The 18,261-nt window shown below is 68.9% G+C and carries 12 protein-coding genes; 4 read left to right on the top strand and 8 right to left on the bottom strand.

All coding sequences use genetic code 11. The annotated features are described in order from the left end of the window. Positions 1-13 precede the first annotated feature (13 nt). Positions 14-1,267: a kynureninase gene (gene kynU / locus ACXJLH_RS22520; RefSeq protein ID WP_457446385.1), complete on the bottom strand. Its 1,254-nt coding sequence runs from the start codon at positions 1,265-1,267 to the stop codon at positions 14-16. Further along, the gene (gene kynB, locus ACXJLH_RS22515; protein ID WP_457446383.1) at positions 1,264-1,905 is read right to left on the bottom strand and encodes an arylformamidase; all 642 of its coding nucleotides are present in this window, start codon (positions 1,903-1,905) and stop codon (positions 1,264-1,266) included. Before kynB ends, kynU begins: the two co-directional genes overlap by 4 nt. 261 nt (positions 1,906-2,166) lie before the next feature. On the opposite strand from kynB, the gene ACXJLH_RS22510 reads away from it, so the two are divergent. Next, on the top strand, positions 2,167-3,774 hold the full coding sequence (locus ACXJLH_RS22510) for a rhamnogalacturonidase (protein WP_457446381.1): 1,608 nt from the start codon (positions 2,167-2,169) through the stop codon (positions 3,772-3,774). Between the two features lie 76 nt (positions 3,775-3,850). Here ACXJLH_RS22510 and ACXJLH_RS22505 read toward each other — a convergent pair whose 3' ends face one another. Beyond that, positions 3,851-4,090: a hypothetical protein gene (locus tag ACXJLH_RS22505; RefSeq protein WP_457323539.1), complete on the bottom strand. Its 240-nt coding sequence runs from the start codon at positions 4,088-4,090 to the stop codon at positions 3,851-3,853. Continuing rightward, on the bottom strand, positions 4,087-5,025 hold the full coding sequence (locus ACXJLH_RS22500; protein ID WP_457446378.1) for a LysR family transcriptional regulator: 939 nt from the start codon (positions 5,023-5,025) through the stop codon (positions 4,087-4,089). Before ACXJLH_RS22500 ends, ACXJLH_RS22505 begins: the two co-directional genes overlap by 4 nt. A gap of 141 nt (positions 5,026-5,166) precedes the next feature. On the opposite strand from ACXJLH_RS22500, the gene ACXJLH_RS22495 reads away from it, so the two are divergent. From ACXJLH_RS22495 to ACXJLH_RS22485, 3 genes are read left to right on the top strand one after another with little or no spacing between them, the layout of a single operon-like run. Continuing rightward, positions 5,167-6,051 carry an MBL fold metallo-hydrolase gene (locus ACXJLH_RS22495; protein WP_457446376.1) on the top strand — a complete coding sequence of 295 codons (885 nt, stop codon included), beginning with the start codon at positions 5,167-5,169 and terminating at the stop codon, positions 6,049-6,051. Between the two features lie 5 nt (positions 6,052-6,056). Then, on the top strand, positions 6,057-6,752 hold the full coding sequence (locus tag ACXJLH_RS22490) for a DsbA family protein (RefSeq protein WP_457446375.1): 696 nt from the start codon (positions 6,057-6,059) through the stop codon (positions 6,750-6,752). A gap of 13 nt (positions 6,753-6,765) precedes the next feature. Next, positions 6,766-7,158 (top strand): nuclear transport factor 2 family protein, encoded by a 393-nt coding sequence (locus ACXJLH_RS22485; protein WP_457446430.1) that lies wholly within the window; start codon positions 6,766-6,768, stop codon positions 7,156-7,158. A gap of 16 nt (positions 7,159-7,174) precedes the next feature. On the opposite strand, the gene ACXJLH_RS22480 is transcribed toward ACXJLH_RS22485, so the two are convergent. From ACXJLH_RS22480 to ACXJLH_RS22465, 4 genes are all read right to left on the bottom strand, one after another. Then, positions 7,175-10,300 (bottom strand): hypothetical protein, encoded by a 3,126-nt coding sequence (locus tag ACXJLH_RS22480; RefSeq protein WP_457446373.1) that lies wholly within the window; start codon positions 10,298-10,300, stop codon positions 7,175-7,177. Further along, the gene (locus ACXJLH_RS22475; RefSeq protein WP_457446371.1) at positions 10,297-15,600 is read right to left on the bottom strand and encodes a hypothetical protein; all 5,304 of its coding nucleotides are present in this window, start codon (positions 15,598-15,600) and stop codon (positions 10,297-10,299) included. Before ACXJLH_RS22475 ends, ACXJLH_RS22480 begins: the two co-directional genes overlap by 4 nt. 259 nt (positions 15,601-15,859) lie before the next feature. Then, positions 15,860-16,999 (bottom strand): ABC transporter substrate-binding protein, encoded by a 1,140-nt coding sequence (locus tag ACXJLH_RS22470; protein WP_457446369.1) that lies wholly within the window; start codon positions 16,997-16,999, stop codon positions 15,860-15,862. 292 nt (positions 17,000-17,291) lie between these two features. Then, entirely contained in the window at positions 17,292-18,050 is a 759-nt protein-coding gene (locus tag ACXJLH_RS22465) for a reverse transcriptase domain-containing protein (protein WP_457446368.1), read from the bottom strand. Positions 18,051-18,261: the final 211 nt, after the last annotated feature.

Raw genomic sequence — 18,261 nt, 5'->3', positions numbered from 1 at the left:
AGTAGGGGGTGGGTCAAGTCACCTTCGAGCGAGACGTGAACTGCGGCGCGTCCCAGGAGCGTGAGTCAAGGATGTCCCCCAGCACCCGCACCGCGCACGCCACATCGGCGAAACCGTTGTACAGCGGCGCGAAGCCGAAGCGCAGCAGCTCGGGGTCGCCGGCGCGGAAGTCGCCGATGACGCCCTGGGCAATCAGCGCCTGCATGACCGCATAGCCATCGATCCCCTGGGGCAGCGAAAACGACACCTGCGAGCCGCGCATGGCCGAGTCCCGCGGCGTGGCAATGACGGCGCCCGGCACGCGCGCCTCCACGCCACCGATGAAGGCCTCGGTCAGCGCAAGCGACTTGTTGCGCAGCGCCTTGATGCCGCCCAGTTTGTTCGCCGCGTCGTACACGTCCAGCGCCGTGTCCAGCCCCGTCATCGCCAGCACGGCGGGCGTGCCGCACTGGTACTGCTGGATGCCCGGCGCGGGCTGGTATTCGCTGTCGAAATCGAAGGGGTTGGCGTGTCCCAGCCAGCCGGTCAGCGGCTGCCACACCTGGCCCTCGTGGCGCGGGTGCATCCACACGAAGGCCGGCGCGCCCGGGCCGCCGTTCAGGTATTTGTAGCCGCAGCCAATGGCGAAGTCCGCCGCGCTGCCCAGCAGGTCGATGGGCACTGCGCCGGCGCTGTGCGCCAGGTCCCACACGGCCAGCGCGCCGGCCTGCTGCGCCCAGCGCGTCAGCAGACCCATGTCATGCATGCGGCCGGTGCGGTAGTTCACATGCGTCAGCATGAGCACGGCGCAGCGCTCGTCCAGCAGCGGCGGGATGTCCTCGGGCTGCTCGGTCAGGATCAACTCGCCGCCATGCGCCCGCACCACGCTCTGCGCGATGTAGTTGTCGGTGGGGAAGTTGCTGCGCTCGCTGATGACAACCTTGCGCTTGCCCTGCTGCAGTTGCAGCGCGGCATGCAGCACCTTGTAGAGATTGACGGAGGTCGAGTCCGCCACCAGCACCTCGCCCGGGCGCGCGCCCAGCCACGGCGCCAGCCGGTCGCCCAGGCGGCGCGGCAGGTCGATCCAGCCGGCGGTGTTCCAGCTCTTGATCAGGCCCTGGCCCCACTCCTGCTCCACCGCGCGCTGGATGCGCTCGGGTGTGGCGCGGGGCAGGGCGCCCAGCGAGTTGCCATCCAGGTAAGTGACGCCGTCGGGCAGCGTGAACAGCTCGCGCAGGCTGCGCAGGGGGTCGGCGGCGTCGAGCCGCTTGGCGTCTTCGATGTTCATTTGAGTTCTCGCAGAACGGCGCGCACCGGGCTGGCACAGGCGCCTTGTAGTTTGAGTGGCAGGGCGATCAGCTCGTAGTCGCCCTCGGGCACGTCGTCGAGCACCAGGTTCTCCAGCACGCGCAGGTCGTGGCGGCGCAGCTGCTGGTGGCTGTCCAGCACCTTGGAGTCGGCCGGGTCCACGCTCGGCGTGTCGATGCCGATCAGCCGCACGCCGCGCGCGGCCAGCCATTCGACGGCCTCGGGCGCGTAGGCGGTGAAGGCGGGGTTCCACACCGTGTCGGCCTCTTCGCAGCAACGCACCAGCACGCGCGGCGGCAGGTCGTTTTCGGCGTGCTGAAGATGCTCGACCGTGATCAGCGGCGCGGCGCCGATGGCGTGGATGACGCGGCAGCGGCCGAGATAGGTGTCCAGCGGCACGTCGGAAATAGCCGGCGCATCGTTGGTGTAGTGCAGCGGCGCATCGGCATGCGCGCCCACATGGGGGCTCATCGTGATGGCGCTGAGATTGACTGGGCAGCCGGGCGACAGCTGCGCCGTCCAGCGCAGGCTGTAGGGCTCGTCGCCCGGGAAGATGGGCGCGTCGGGGCCGACGGTGGGAGAGATGTCCCAGAGTCTGGGAGAGAGGTTGGAGCTCATGGCGGCGGCACCTTAGCGTTGCAGCGGCCCGTGTGGTGTCGGTTAATTCCAACTGGCTGTCAATCGGGCGCGGCAGCCGCCCTGGGCGCTGCACCTTCTCGCAGCTGCGGCTTTATGCCGTTTTAAGTGGAATGGACGGCCGGCACGGCAGGTGGTTGATCGCAACCGCGCAGCAGGGCCGGGTGATGTCAATATGCGTATGGGTCGGGGCGAATAAGTCATTGGTCGAATTGTTCGCGCGGACAAAGACTGTGCGGTTCCGTGGCGTTCAAGAAATTTACATTGCTACCTATACGCAGACATTTCCTGGCACGGGCCGTTGCGCTCGTTGCCGCGCTGCCGGCCTGCTCGTTGGCAGCGCCGCCCATACCAACGAGTTCGCTGTTCGACGTCAGGCGTTTCGGCGCCAAGGGCGATGGCCGCACGCTCGACTCGCCGGCGGTCAATGCGGCCATTGCTGCCGCGGCGGCCGCGGGCGGGGGTACTGTCTATTTCCCGCCTGGGCGCTACCTGTCGGCGTCGATCCGGCTCAAGAGCAACATCACGCTCTACCTGGAAGCTGGCGCGGTGATCGAAGCGGTTGACGCCAGCGTGGCGCGCTACGACCTGCCCGAGCCGAACGAGGCCGGCGGCAACTATCAGGACTACGGCCACAGCCACTGGCAAAACAGCCTGATCTGGGGTATTGGCCTGAACAACGTGGCGATCGTCGGCGGCGGCTTGATTCATGGCAAAGGCTTGATCAGCGGCCACGACAAGTACACCGGCTACTACACCGACAAACCGGACCAGCCCGGCGAAGCCGACAAGGCGATTGCGCTGCGCGAATGCCGCAACGTGACCTTGCGCGATTTCTCGATCTTGCATGGCGGCCATTTCGGCATATTGGCAACCGGCTGCGGCAATATGCTGATCGACCACTTGACCATCGATACCAACCGCGACGGCATGGATATCGACGGGTGCAACAACGTGCGCGTCACGAATTGCAGCCTGAATACACCCTGGGACGACGCGATCTGCCTCAAGGCCAGCTACGGCCTGGGGCGCATCCAGCACTGCGAAAACATCACGATATCGGATTGCCTCGTATCGGGAAATTTCGACGAAGGCAGCGTGATTGACGGCACCTTCAAGCGCAGTGCGCCGGAATACCGGTCGGGGCGATACGGCCGCATCAAGATGGGCACCGAATCGAACGGCGACTTCAAGAACATCACCATCACGAACTGCATTTTCGATGAGTGCCGGGGCCTGGCGATCGAAAGCGTGGACGGTTCGCACATCGAGGACCTGACGATTTCCAACATCACCATGCGCAATGTGGTGAACGATCCGATCTTCATACGCTTGGGCGCGCGCCTGCGCGGACCGAATCAGCCGCCGGTGGGCACGATCAAGCGCATCAATATCAGCAACATTGTGGTGTCCGGTGCGCACGTCAATCACGCCAGCACCATTGCCGGGCTGGAAGGGCATCTGATCGAGGATATTCGCATCAGCAATGTGCAGATAGAAACGCAAGGCGGCGGCGATGCGGCCTGGAGCAAGGTGGTTCCGCCCGAAAACGCAAACGGATATCCGGAGCCCGGCATGTTCGGCAAGGCCCCGGCGTATGCGTTTTACATGCGCCATGTGAAGGCCATCGAGGTTCATCACGTCAAGGTTGGCTACGTCAAGCCGGAGGGGCGAACCGCGGTCGTGCTGGACGATGTCAGCGATGCCAGCTTCCATGCCGTCAATCTGCGGCGCGGGCAGGGCGGGGCGGCGCTGTTCGCGCTGCGCGGGGTCAGCGAATTCTCGGCCAGGGATGTGCGCGGCATGCCGGACCGCGAGGTCCAGGGGCGTGTGGATGCGCTGACATTTTGAGGGGCTCGCGGCCGGCCAGCGCCTGACCCTGCACCTGAGCGGCCGCCAGGCCGGCCTGCGCGAGCTGTCGCGCCAGTTAAAGACGCAGCTGCCGCTCCAACGCGTCCAGCTCCTCGGCCAGCCCGAGGCGGCGGCGCCAGTCTCGGCCGGCCTTGCCGTACCAGTACTCGGCGTCCTCCAGGTCGCCCTCCTGCACATGCACCAGGGCATGCAGCCAGGCGGCCTCGGGCGAATCGTGGCGCTGCACCTCGTCGTGCGCCTGCACCCATTGGCCGGCGCGCAGCAGCGCCAGCACGTCGAGCAAGGGCTGGTTCATGCAGTCTCCTCGTGCGCAGCCGCAGGGGCGGCGTTCAGTTCACGGTCCCAGGGCTCGCCTGCGAAGCGTGCCGCCAGGAAGTCCACCAGCAGCCGCAGCGCCAGCGGCTGGTGCTGGCGCGACAGGTAGATGGCATGGATGCCCAGCACCTCGGGCTGGTGGTCGGGCAGCAGGGGCAGCAGCCGGCCGGCGCGCAGATCATCGCCCAGGTAGTAGGTGGGCAGCATGCCCACACCAGCCCCGGCCAGCACGGCGCGGCGCAGCACGGCGGTCTCGTTGGTGTGCAGGCTCCATTCCACCGGCACGGTGATCAGCTCGGCACCGCGCATGAAGCGGTACTGCTTGCCGATGCCGAAGGCGTGGGCCACGCAGCGGTGCTGGCGCAGCTCGTCGGCGGTGCGCGGCGTGCCGTGCTGCTGCAGATAGGCCGGCGAGGCGCACAGCACCGAGCGGCACACCGCCAGCGGGCGGGTGATCATGGCCGGGTCCAGCGTGTTGGTGATGCGCACGGCCAGGTCGACCCGCTCGGCCACCAGGTCGGCCGCCTTGTCGGCCACCGACAGCATCACTTCCACCTGGCGGTACTGGCGCTGGAAATCCACCACCGCGGCCGTCAGCTGCGCTTCGGCCAGCGAGCCCGGCGTCGTCACGCGCAGCAGGCCGGCCGGCTCGCGGCTGCGCTCGGCGGCCAGGTGCTGGGTCTCCAGCGCCAGGTCCAGCATCTGGCGGCAGGCGGGCAGCACGGCGCTGCCGGCGTCCGTCAGGCTGACGCGGCGCGTCGTGCGGTGCAGCAGCCGCGCGCCGAACCAGTCCTCGGCCGCCGCCAGATAGCGGCTGACCATGGCGGTGGACATCTCCAGCTGATCGGCCGCCTGGGTCAGGCTGGCGCGGTCGGCCACCTCGACAAAGACGCGCATGGCGGTCAGGCGATCCATGTTCTCTTTCCTGATTGCGGCGAATTACGAAATAAACAGTCAACCGAATCGGTCTTTATCAACCATACCGCAAAACCTAGAGTTCGCTCCACACCCCGCCGACACCTCGGCACGTCCCCCTGATCACCACCGGAGATGCTCATGTTCCCTCTCAGCCAACTCGCCCGCCGCCTGCTGCCCACCCTGGCTCTGGGCATGGTTGCCACGGGCAGCGCCCTGGCCCAGGCCCCGCTGGCCGTCAAGGTCTACAACGCCGACGGCAACAGCTTCCACGTCAACGCCGTCGTCATCAGCGGCAAGACCGAGGCCCTGGTCATCGACAGCGGCTTCACCCGTGCCGACGCTCTGCGCGTGGCTGCCAACGTGCTGGACAGCGGCAAGACGCTCAAGACCATCTTCATCAGCAACGCCGACCCGGACTACTACTTCGGCGCCGAGACACTCAAGACCGTCTTCCCCCAGGCCCGCGTGGTGACCACGCCCGCCGTGCGCGAGAAGATCCAGGCCAAGCTGGCCGGCAAGCTGGCCTTCTGGTCGCCCAAGATGGGCGCCAACGCGCCCCAGCAGCCGATCGTGCCCGAGGCCCTGCAGGGCACAACCCTGACCGTCGACGGTGAGACCATCGAGGTGCGCGGCACCACCGGCGTGCTGGCCCACCGGCCCTATGTGTGGATCCCGTCCATCAAGACCGTGGCCGGCAACATCGCCATCTTCGGCAACCTGCACGTCTGGACGGCCGACACCCAGAAGCCCGCCGAACGTCAGGCCTGGCTGGCCCAGCTCGACGAGATCGAGGCCCTGCAGCCCGCCACCGTCGTGCCCGGCCACATGGCCGCCGGCACCGCGCTCGACACCAGCGCCATCCGCTACACCCGCGACTACCTGCGCCGCTTCGACGCCGAGGCCGCCAAGGCCAAGACCGGCGCCGAGCTCATCGCCGCCATGAAGCAGGCGTATCCCCAGGCCGGTCTGGGCATGGCCCTGGACATCGGCGCCAAGGTCAACAAGGGCGAAATGGCCTGGTGAGCACCATGACGAGCCCTGTCCTCCACTACATCTACGACCCCCTGTGCGGCTGGTGCTGGGGCGCCGCGCCCCTGGTGCGCGCGGCCCGCGGCCTGCTGCCGGTGCGCCTGCATGCCGGCGGCATGATGACCGGCCCGCAACGCCAGCCCGTCACGCCCGAGTTGCGCGCCTACGTGCTGGCGCATGACCAGCGCATCGCCCAAGCCACCGGCCAGCCCTTCGGCGACGCCTACCGCGACAGCCTGCTGTGCGACCCACAGGCGGTGTTCGACTCCGAGCCGCCCACCGCCGCCATCCTCGCCGCCGAAGCCCTTGCCGGCCGCGGTGCGGACATGCTGGCCGAGCTGCAGGCCGCCCATTACGTGCAGGGCCGCCGCATTGCCGAGCCCGCCGTGCTGATCGAGCAGGCCGTTGCCATCGGCCTGCCAAGGGCGGAATTCGCGACCGAGCTGGGCCGCCAGAGCCTGGGCCCGGTGCAGGCCCACATCGAGCAGACGCGCAGCTTCATGGCGCAGACGGGCGCGCGCGGATTCCCGAGCTTTCTGCTGGAGACCCAAGCCGGCCTCAGCCGCGTGGACGCCTCGGCCTATCTGGGGCGGCCGCAGGACTTCGCGTCCGCCTTGCAGGGCATGCTTGGCCAGGCGCCAGCGCAGCCGGGCGACGCAGCCGCGCTCTGCAGCATCGATGGCTGTGCTTCGTGAGCCGGAGGCAGGCGTGAAGAGCAATCTGCAAATCATCAGCGACCACTACGCCGCCTCGGCGCGCGGCGACATACCCGCCATGATGGCCGACATGGCCCCCGACGTGGCCTGGACGGAGATGGCCGGCTTCCCCTGCGCGGGCACCTGGATCGGCCCCGCGGCTGTCGTCAGCAACGTCTTCGCGGTGCTGGGCCGTGACTGGGACGACTATCGCTTCACGCTGGAGCAGCTCATCGACGGCGGCGAGCAACTGGTCGCCCTGGGCCACTACAGCGGCCGCCACCGCGCCACGGGCAAGGCCGTGCATGCGCGGGTGGCCCACGTGTGGCGGCTGAAGACGGGGCGGGTGGTGGCCTTCGAGCAGTTCACCGACACCTTGCTGGTGGCCAGGGCGATGACGGCCTGAGCCACCGCCGCCGGCGTCACACCGGCGTGGCGGTGACCCGCAGCAGCGGCGCCTCGCGGCCGACCGGGTCGACCAGCACCAGCGCCAGCTGCAAGGCCGGCACCGGCGGCACGGCAGGCACGGCACGCTCGATGACGAGGTCCAGCGCGCCGCTGTCCAGCGGCACCGCGGCAGCCTCGGGCGCCCAGTCGCCGTCATCCAGCTTCAGATGCACCTGCACCCTGAAGCCGCCCACCGCGCGTGGGTGAGCCACCGGGCCGCCGCGGATCGCCAGCGTCAGCCGCCACGTGCCGGCTGCGGCACCGGCGCCTACCGTTGCCGTCACGCTGCCGTCCGGCAACGCCGGGATATCCGCCGGCACGAACATGGCCATCGCGGGCGCGGACGCGCTGCTGAACGCGCCCGGCGCGTCCAGGCGCTGCGCCGGCTGGAGCGGCTCGACGGCGCCGGCGGGTAGCGGGATCTCGGCCACGCCAGGCGGCAGGCGGCGCTCGGGCGGCATGCGCAGCTCGGCCCAGTAGTGGTAGCGCACATAGGCGCTCAAGCCCTCGGGCGTTGGCGAGTCGCCCACCTCGGCGACGAACTCCCCGCCGCCGCGTCGCAGCATGCCCCGGCCGATCTCGCGGGCGTAGAGCGCCTCGGGCACGCCGCCGCTGGCGCGCCGCAGCCGGTACTCGGGCGGCTGCGCGTCCGCGGCCGGTGGTTCGTCGAACAGGCCCGGCTCAGCGGCGCGCAGCGCCACCAGGTCCAGGCCCGGCGCGCGCACCGTGACGGTGGCCACGCCGCTGGCCGGGTCGACGCGGGTCTCCACCTGCGGTGCGGGCGGGCGCCGGTCGCTGGGCACGGCCACCGGCAGCAGCGGGCAGCTCTCGAATGCGGCCTCGTTGCCCTGGCTGCTGAGTGGCACGAAGCGCAGGAACTGCACGGTCTCCAGCGCCCGCGGCAGGCGCGTGTCGAACAGCACGCTGCCATCGCCGCCGGGCGTCAGCGGCGTGTCGGTGAGCAGGCGGAAACGGTCGCGCAGCCCCAGGCCTGCCAGGCCCCGCTGCGCGCCATCGACGGCCACCTCGGCGCGGGTACGGGGCCGCTCGCCGTCCATCAGCGCGATCTCCAGGCCGCGCGCATCCGCCAGGTAGGCGCGGTAGCGGGCGCCGGCCACGCCGGTGAAGCGCAGCCGGAACTCGACATCGGTCGCCGGCGCCGGGCGGCTGCTCCAGACGATGGCGACGCCCGTCTGCGGCACCGGCGGTGTGCGCGGGTCGTGGATGGCGATGGTCGCTGCCACGGTGGGGCCGGGCGTGCCCGCGTCATCTTCAAAATGGGCCGTCGCGGTGACGGCGCGGCTTTCCATCGGCAGCAGCGCAGGCAGCTCGAAGTCGAAGTGCAGCACGCCGCCGTCCTGCGGCGCCGCGGCGTCCTGCAGTGCGCCATCAAGGTCGATCACGACGCGCGACAAGGGCCGCGAGCCGGCCGTCATCTCGTGCAGCGCGGGCACCACCACCGACCAGCGCACGCTGCCGGCCACGGCCGCCGCGTCGCCAGCCGCCCGCCCGACCAGTTGCAGGTGTGAGCGCAGCACCGGCTGCGGCATGGGCGGCCGCGGCGGCGTCGGCACGACGACCTCGGTCGCTGCGCCGAAGCGGCCGAACACGTCGGCCAGGGCCACGCGGTAGCTCCAGGGCGCGTTGCCGGCGTCGATGTTGGCATCCGACACGATGCCGAAGACGCCGTCGTGCAGCTTGTCGGCGTTGCCCAGCATGCGCGGGGCGGCGCGCTCGGCGGGGTCGGCATCGGGCGTGGCGGGGGTCAGGTCCACCATGTCATGGCGCGTGCGCCAGCCGTCGGCCTCCAGCCGGCCCAGCGCCACCAGCGTGGCCAGCGCCGGCGTGGCGATGCGCAGCTGCTGGCGGAACCGAATGCTCGGCCCCTCGTCCTCGCGTTGCCAGCCGGCATCGCCCAGCAGCACCTCGGGTGCGGCTGGCAGGTCGGGCGGCGGCGCGGCCAAGGCGGTGGCCACGAAGGCACGCAGCGTCAGCCCATGGCGCTGCACGGCCAGTTCGGCCGGGCCGCGCAGCCCGGGTTGCAGTTGCATCAGCCGCTCGATCAGTTCCAGTTCCGTCGCGTCGGCGTCAGGCAGCTCGAAGCGCATGGCCGGGCCGACGGCAAACAGGCCCGCCGCCAGCCAGCCGCGCGCGCCGGGTGGCTGGAACGGGTTGTCAGGCACGAGCAGGTTGTCCAGCAGCGTGGCGGTGCCCAGGTACCGCCCTGCGCCAGGGTCCAGCGCCTTCATCAGCAGGCTGCTCTGCACCCATTCAGTGGCGCGCTGCCACGGCCGGCGCTTGCCGTTGAGGGCCACCGCAGCCTCCCAGAGGTGTGTGCGCTGTACCAGCGACGGCGGCTTCTCCGCGTCGCCCACCAGGCGTTGGGTGTCGTCGTCCAGGTCGGCCTGCAAGGCGGCCACGCGCGCGCGTTCGGCAGAAGGCGGCAGCGCATCGAAGGGGCCGTCGGGGCGGTCGGGGCGGGTCCAGCGCTCAGGCGCCGCACGCTCGGCGCGCTGCAGCGCAACCGCGGCGCCTTCGCCGCCTGCATACCAGGGCTGGTCGCCCTCGATGGGCAGCGACAGGCTGGCGAAGGGCTGCTGGCCGAGCAGCGCCTCGATCGCCCGCCCGGCCGAGATCCCCCAGCCTTGCAGCGTGACCCGACCGCGGCCGCGCAGGCGCAGGCCGGTGATCTGCGGCGCGGCCACCAGCCAGCGCGGCGAAGACCGAGCCGCCACGACACGGTCGCCGCTGCGGCCCAGCAGGGCCAGCTCGCCGCTGCCCTGGAAGCGCGCCTCGATGCCGGCCACGCGGGCGTCGCTGGGCGCCTCGAGCTGGCGGCGGCCGATGAGCTGGCCGCCCCCGACGTCGAGGTTCAGCGCGGGCAGCAGCCGGCCGTCGCGGGCGAACCAGTCCATGGCCGGCGCATCGGTCGCGGACGCCTCCACCGGCCACACCAGAAAGGGCGCCAGTGGAAAGCCGAGGGCCGCCGACGGGAACAGGCGCAGATGCGTGCCCTTGGGCAGGTCGGGGTCGGGGGCGACGATGCCGGCCGCCGCTGCGTGGGCCGAGAAATAGCGCGGGTCAACGAGCCAGCTGTTCATGCGGCCTCCTGGGCAAAACTGGGCTGTAGCGGAACTTCAAGCAGCCCCTGCAACGGCTTGGGTGGCAGGCCGATGGGCTGGTCGGTGCAATGCAGGCGCAGCCTGGGCATGACCCACGCGAAGCCGATGCCGCGCCGCGTGCGCCGCGGCACGAAGGGCACGGACGCGGCGAACAGCAGCCGCGAGCCGCTGCGGTCGCGCAGCCGCACGTTGAAGTTGGCGCTGTTGGCGCCGCTCACGAGTTGCAGGTCGGTCACATCGAAACGGCCGTCTCGGTGCACCGGCTCGGGCGATTCGATCAGCGCGCCGGCGCACAGCCAAGGTGTTCCCGCGGCCACCGGCGGCAGCCACAGCAGGCTGATGCGCGGCTCGGCGGCGGCGGGCCAGCCGTCCATCCCGAGGCCGTCGAGGAAGGCATCGAAAGCGGCGTCGTCCCCCTTGCTGACATGCGCGGCCAGCACCGTGCCGGGCTGCAGCGCCACGTCGCCCTGCGGGTGACCCGCCAGGCCGCTGATCGGGAAGTGCAGGCCCGCCAGCATCTCGGTGCCGGTGGCCCAGCGCGAGGTGCGAAAGCTCACGCCGGGCAGCCGCCCGTCCGCCACGCCTTCCCGCTTTGACTTGGCCAGCGCGAACACCTCGTACCAGGTGTCGCGCGTGAGCGTCACGTCCACGCGCAGCTCGGCCACGTTGGGCGCCAGGCCGCAGGTCGAGGCGAGATAGGCATTGGCGATGACGGCGGCGCTGCCGGCCAGTTGTGTGGTGCTGGTGACCCAGGCGAGCTTGGGCACGAGCAACTGGTCGGGCTCCACCTCCTCGGGCTGGTCGAGCCGGCGCAGGCCGCACAGCAGCTCGTACTTGTAGGCCGCGGCCAGCAGCGCCACGTGGCCCGGTGCGAAGCGCATGCGCACGGGGTCGTGGGCAAACCGGTGCAGTTCGCTCTGCGCGGGCTCATAGCCCAACAGGTAGCGCTGGAGCATGGCCGGGTCGAAGAAATCGCGCTTGCGGTGGATCAAGTCGAGATAGGCATGCGTGCTGGGTGCCGGCTTGCCGCCCGCCCCGAGCAGCGGCGCGGTGCGAAACCAGTAGCTGCGCACGCTGTCGGTCGTGCCATCGGCGGCTTGCGGCACCAGCACCTGCTTTTGGCCCTTGTCATCCACCTCGTACAGCGTGCCGGACCAGCGCATGCGCACATCGATACGGTACAGCCGCCCGGGGTCGAGCACGGCGCGGCGCGTTTTCGATGGCTTTGCGTCGGCCTTGGGCGGCCCGTCGTCGGCAGCCTTCTTCTGCTTGGCCGCTTCGGCTGCCGTGGCGGCATTGCGCGCCGCAGCGGCAGCGGCCGCCGACAGCGTGATGCCGCCCAGCGCCAGCAAGCCCAGCCGCGTCCCTGCGACGCAGCTCGCCTCGATGAGCTTGACGGCGCCGTCGGCGGGCGGCAGCCAGCGCACGGCCAGCCAGCCGTCGCCCAGATCCGCTTGCAGATCGGGTGCCCAGCGGCGCGCCAGGTCGTCGACGACGACGAAGGGCCGCACCCCGGCGGCATTGGCCTGCCAGTCGGTGGCGCGCACCACCAGCCACAGGCGCGGCTGCGTCAGCGCCTCGTCGGGCACGATGCGCAGGTCGTGCCGCGGCTGCACGCGCTGGAAGGCGAAGTCGATGCGCGGCGTGAACTGCACGGCGCCGGGGTCGAGCCAGGCGTTGAACTGCCGCCCGTCCAGCGACTGCGGCGCGAACGGCCACACGCGCGGGCCGGTGTAGCCCATGTGCAGGGGCAGCAGGTTCGCCGCGGTCTTGTCGAGCACGACGGGGGCTAGCGCGGGCTGCGTCAGCAAAAGCTCCACGCGCGCCCGCACCTGGCTTTGCAGCGGGTCGGCGCTGTGCGGGTCGGGCGGCAACCGGAAGCCACTGCCTTCGCGCGCGGCCGAGCCGCCCAGCGCCCAGCCGAAATGTGCATCCGCCCGCAGATGACAGATGTCGGCGAGCGCCTGCAGCGGCTTTCCCGCCACGCCTGCGCCCGCGTCGCCCACCGCATGCATCCACGGGTCGCGAAAGGGCGTCAGCAATAGCAGCTCGGCCGGCTGCGGCTGGCCGCCGGCATCGCCATGCTTGCCTCCGTGCCAGGCACTGCTGAAGGGCCCGGCGACCACCACGTCGGCCTCGGTGGCGTCGATCAGCGCCACGTCCAGCAGCTCCCAGTCGTAGCTGAGCAGATCGCTGCCGAGGGGCTTGGCACGCAAGCCCTCGGGGTAGCCGCCGGCATCGGGGAATTGCGCCGAGGCGAACGACAGCTTGGGCGCGGTACTGAAGGCCAGCAACGGGATGCTGTCGGGCCACACCGCACTCTCGGGCGTCGCATCCTCGGGCTTGGTGGCCAGCGGCGCCAGGCGGTGGTATTGGTCGTCCACCAGCGAATGCCCGTGGCCATCCAGCGGGTGCTCGGGCTCGGGCACCTTGTCCTTGGGCGACGGGCTGCCGTACTCCAGCGTCACGCACTTGCGGATCTCGTCGAAGAACAGGTCGATGCTGCCGCACAGCTCGGCCTTCACGTGCGGGTCGGAACCGTCCACCAGCACGACGTTGATGGTCGCGTCGATGCCTACCGAGAAGATGCCGATGTGCAGCCCGCCGCCGATGGTGCCCGCGCCGACGAAGCTCATCGGGTGCGTGGCCACCAGGATGTCGGCCCGCGCGAACACGTCCGCCCAGACCACGGGCTTGAAGCCATAGACGATGTCGAAGCCCACGCCGAAGGCAAGGACGAAGCTGCCCGGGGCGGCGCAGAAGGTGCCGCCGCGCGGCCAGTTGTTGATGCCGTTGCCGCGGATCATCAGATAGGCGTCGGAGCTCTGGCCCACGATGTCGGGCAGGAAGATGGAGCGCACCGGGCCGCGCTCGCGGCTTTCGGCGGGGTAACCGTCGGCGCCCAGATGGATGAACCAGTCCGCTGATTCCGTCGGGAAATGCGCGCCCACGGGCACCGTGGTGGTGACGATGTGCGGGATCTTGTACTCGCCCTCGACGGCGATGGTGACACCGTCGGCCGGGTCCACCAGGATGACGCCCTTGGCCTGCAGCAGCGACAGGTCGTTGCCGCCGCGTGCGATCTTCATGCGCGGGCCCATGTAGCGGCCTTCGACCGAGCCGCGCACGATGATGTCCGGTGTGGTCACGAACAGGCCGGCACGGGCGCTGAAGGTGAAGCCCATGTCCGGCGCCGTGCCGATCACGGCCTCCAGGCCGAAGCTGAAGGCGCCGGTTTCCTCCACGAACATGCCCGCTTCGCGGTAGTCCCAGTCCAGCGCCGCCTGCACCGGGTCATCGCCCGGCGGCACCGGCTTGGGCTTGGCGTTGATCGCGAACATGCCGCCCACGCCGTAGATCGCCAGGCCCGAGTTGGCCAGCGGCAGCGGGCCGGGCAGGTCCACGCCCAGCGCCAGCTTGAGCATCTCGCCTTCGGTCTCGATCTCGGCGCTCGCGCCCAGCTTGCCCAGAGGCATGATGCTGGCTTCCATCGCCGCACGAAAACCATTGGGCGTCAGCATCACCGCGCCGCTGCCGGTGATCATGGGCTGCAGCGCGATGGACGCTTCCAGCCCGCGCAGCTCGCCGCTCAGCTTGCCGTTCTCGTCGAGCGTGCCGCGGATGGTGCAGCCGCTCACCTTCACCGGCCCCAGGTCGAGCTTGAAGCGCAGGTCCACCTCGATCCACATCGAGCCGCGGCCCGAGCGCGTGCCCAGCACGTCGAAGAGCGAGCCCGGCCCCTGCACCAGCCAGCCGCCGGGGTCTTCCACCTCCATCGAGCTGCGGGCGTAGTCGAGATGGAATTTCTCCAGCCCGGGCTTGTCGGGGAAGATGCTCAGCACCACCTCACGCACCCGCACGCGCAGCGGCTGGTTGGGCTGCATCTGCACTGACAGCACGCCCACGTCAATGCCGGTGACGGTGGCCGCCACCGAATAATCGAGCTTCAACCGCACCGCGTCGCCGCCCGGCAGCTTGGCACCGCTGCTGATCAGCTCCGCGCCGTGCAGCACCAGCTCGCCGTGCTCCAGGAAGCTCGACAGCCCCGTGGCCGCCACCAGCAGCGTCTGCAGCACCACGCCGCTGTCGTCGCCGCCGGGCGGTGGTGGCTGCTGGGCAATCAGCGCGGTGGCCAGCGTGGCCGCGGTGACGGCGATCTTGGCGCCCAGGCCACCCGGCGTGCTGTCGATCTTCAGCAGCCCGTCCGGCCCCTGGCTTTCCAGCGCCAGGCTCATTTCAGACGCGGGCGCCGCGGCGGCCGATCCCGGCTTGCGCGCATAGCGCAGCCGCGCCAGCACCGGCGTGCCTGCCGCAAACGTCAGCGCGTGGCCGAAGTTCTCGGTGCGGCCGTTCAGTGGCAGCTCCATCACCGCCTCGACCAACGTGGGCACGAAGCCGTCCAGCCCCGTGGCCGTGGGGTCGCGGCATTCGATGCGCACGGCAATGGCCGGCCGGTCGCCGTCGGCCGGCACCTGGGCATTCACGATGAGGTCGATGCCCGGCGTGGGCGGCAGGCCGAGCTGCAGCCACGCGTCCACCGCATGGCCGCCGAGGAAGGGCACGCCCTGGGGCAGGAAGAAGCGCGCGCGGTTGACGGCAATGCCCTGCCAGGCGGGTGCGTCTGCAGGCGTGGCGAGCGCGACGCCATCGACCACCACGCCGTCCGCCGGCCCGGCCTCGCTGGAAAAGTCCAGCACGATGCCGTGCGTGAACTCGAACCCGAAGCTGGTGCCACCCAACAGCACCGTGGGCGGCTGCACCTGCAGCACGACGACGTCGTCAGGCGCCTCGCGGTTGGGCGACAAACTCAGCTTGACGCTGCCACCGGCCTGCCCCTGCAGCACCAGGAACAGGCCCTGGCCGACGAGTTGCACCGGCGGGTTGCCCGGGGCGGCCGTCAGCGACTGGCCGTCTGCCGCCAGCGTGGCCGCCACCAGGCCGTGCGATGCCACCGAGCGCGCCAGGTTGAATAGCGGCCGCTGCGCGCCTTCCTCGAGCGACACCGCCAGTCGGAAGCCCGTGCGCGCGCCAGGCGCGCCGTCGAAGGACAGGAAATAGTCGCGTTCGGGAACTGCATCAGGCGGTGGAACCAGATGCAGGTTGAACACACCCAACGCCTGCTCGTCCGCGGCCAGCAACATCCGGCCTTTTTCGGTCTGATCGGACAGCACCGTGGTGGAGACGATCTGCAGCGTGGAAAGCAGTACGTCCACCGGCACGCTGGTGATGAGCTCGGCCAGCAGCTTTTCGTCGGACAGATGTTGTCTGGTGCTCTTCATACGTCCCTGCCTCGCCTTGCTGCGGCCCATGCATGCGCCGGCCTAGGCGGCGGACTGTTGGACGTGGGGCGGGCGGGCGCCATCCCGCAGAACACAGGGCGGGAGCGGGCTGCTGGGCGGCCCTCCATGGCCGCGCGCGCCGGTGCACTCCGGCGCCTTCATCAATCGGGAGGAAGAGGTGCGTGCTGGGGTGTGCGCGAAGCCGCGCCGTTAGCAGAAGAGGAAGAGGGCGAGGGCGGGCGAGCGCCGGGTCAGCCTCTCAGCGGCGGAACTTGCCGCTCTGGTCAATGATGGCCAGGTCCACATAGTCCAGGCCGCTGTGGTCGGTCGGGCTGTAGCCCAGCTCGATGCCGCCCAGGTCATAGCGGCTCATGCCCTCCAGCGCCTTGCGCAGGCCGTCGCGCGTGGGCTGCTTGCCGGCGCGCTTCAGGCCTTCCACCAGCACCTTGGCCGACACATAGCCCTCGACGACGGTGGGCGTCACGTCCACGCCGGCCTTCTGGGCTGCCTCGGAGATCTCCTTGATGATGGGCTTGGCGATGGAACGTTCATAAGGGAACACCTGGCTGACGATGACGCCGTAGCCGATGTCGCCCAGGTCCTTGATGAAGCCCATCGAGGCGTTGTTGGACAGGGTCACCAGCTGCGCATTCGAGCCCGCGGCGCGCACCGCCTTCATGCCCTGCACAACGGCCGTGCCCGAGCCGATGAACATCACCGCCTGGGGCTGCTTCTCCAGCAGCTTGGGCACGATGGGGCCGAAGTCGGGCTTGGCGCGGTCGTACTTCTCGTGGGCCACGGGCTTCTTGTTCGTCTTGGTCAGCCCGGCCATGGCGCCCTGCACGGCGTCGTCGCCAAATGAGTCGTCCACCTGCACGATGGCGATGCGCTCCATGCCGATCAGGCTCAGGTGCTCGATGGCCCGCTCGGCCTCGCGCTGGTAGGTGGCGCGCACGTTGAACAGCCACGGGTGCACGGGCTTGTGCAGCACCATGGCGCCTGTGGACGGCCCCACCAGCGGTACCTTGTGCTCGGTCAGCAGCGGCATGATGGCCTGCGTATGGGGCGTGCCGCGGTTCAGGAACAGCGAGATGACGCCCTGGTCGATCAACTGCTTGGCATTGGTGACGGCGATCTTGGGGTCGAACTTGTCGTCAAGCGACACCAGGTTGATCTTCTGGCCATTGACGCCGCCGCCGGCGTTGACGATGTCGAAGTAGAGCTTGGCGCCCTTCGTCGCCTCACCCACGCTGGCCGCCACCTGGCCGGTGTGGCCGGCGGTCTGGCCGATGGTGATCTGGGCATGGGCGGTGTTGGCTGAGAAGCCGGCCGCGAGGGCTGTTGCCGCGGCGGTAGTCAGGAAGCAGCGGCGGGCGAGCTGCCGGAGGGAGGTCTTCATGTTGGCTGTCTCCAAGGGGCCCCTGGGTGCGGCGGCTCTTGGTGCGCTAGGTGGCCTGCTCGCGGGTGTGCAATTCAAGCATGCGGCGTGCGTCGGCAGGGCGTCGCCGGCGTGTGGACTTCACGTATGCGTGGCGCCGGTGCTTGCTTGAGATCCAGCGGGCAGGTCACCTCCACGGGCGACCAAGCCAGCACTACAAATTTAAGCCCCCCGATCCTGCGGGACTTTAGATTAAGGACCTTACCGCGATCCGATGTTATCTCCACAGGTTGAAATCTTCGCTGGATTCCAACTAGACTAAAACTCCGGCTTGAGCGTCGTTGATGGACGTTACATAACTCTTAATGCCTGCCTTAGAAGGCGGTCCTGTGGCGATGTCGAATGCGTTTTTGAGTTCGAGCATGCGCTGCTGACGGATCTGCATGCCTTGATGCCAGACTTCTACGTTGAATGCAGTAATTAGCGGTGCAGGGCCTTCCTGTTTTTCATCGTTCAAGTCAAATGCCGACTTAACGGCCAGAGCCGCCAATTCCTGAAGGTAGCTCAGCAGCACTGCTTCGTCGCTGCACGATACGACAATATCGTCTACATAGACGCTAACAACCACGCCACCAATCTTGGATAGCTGATCCAGCCGTTTGCCAAGGGCACTGTCAAAAAGCGCCAATGACGCCAATAGCGGCGATTGGATAAATCCGTACGGCAGCATGTACCGGTTGGCTTGAGTGGGATGGCGTACGGTACTGTCGTTTGCATATTCGCGAGCGACCGAATAGCCAACGCGCGATTTGAGACAGCGCGTGATTCGAGACCTATTCACGCGACTAAAGAAGTCGCGGATATCGAGATGCAGGAACGCCGTGCTATTTAAATGCGCCTTAAGCGCAGCTACATGACCACCTTGACGTAGATGGTAGTAGTAGCCCGGCGGGGTCCAACATTTCCGTACCGCCAGTTTAATTTTCATACCAACGATTCGGGCCTCATCTGATGGATGAAATACCCATTTCCCTGGCTTTAGCTGATACTTGTGAATCCACTTCTGCTGCATGCGCAGGATAGTTATTTGCCATGTTCACGAGTGCAGCTGCAAGGCGCATTGCGGCGCTTGCAAAATTAATGCACGCGAGAACCAGGCGATGTTTACGAAAATTGTTCATAACATCTCCTTATCTCTATCCCTGGCTGACCCAGCGCTACGCGCATGGCGAAACACTAAACAGCATGGCGAAACTGAGGAGTACTCAGGGACACCTAAGTAA

The sequence above is a fragment of the Roseateles sp. P5_E4 genome (assembly GCF_054049255.1).
Note: the sequence above shows the minus strand (reverse complement) of the source record. Positions and strands in the feature narration are given on the sequence as shown.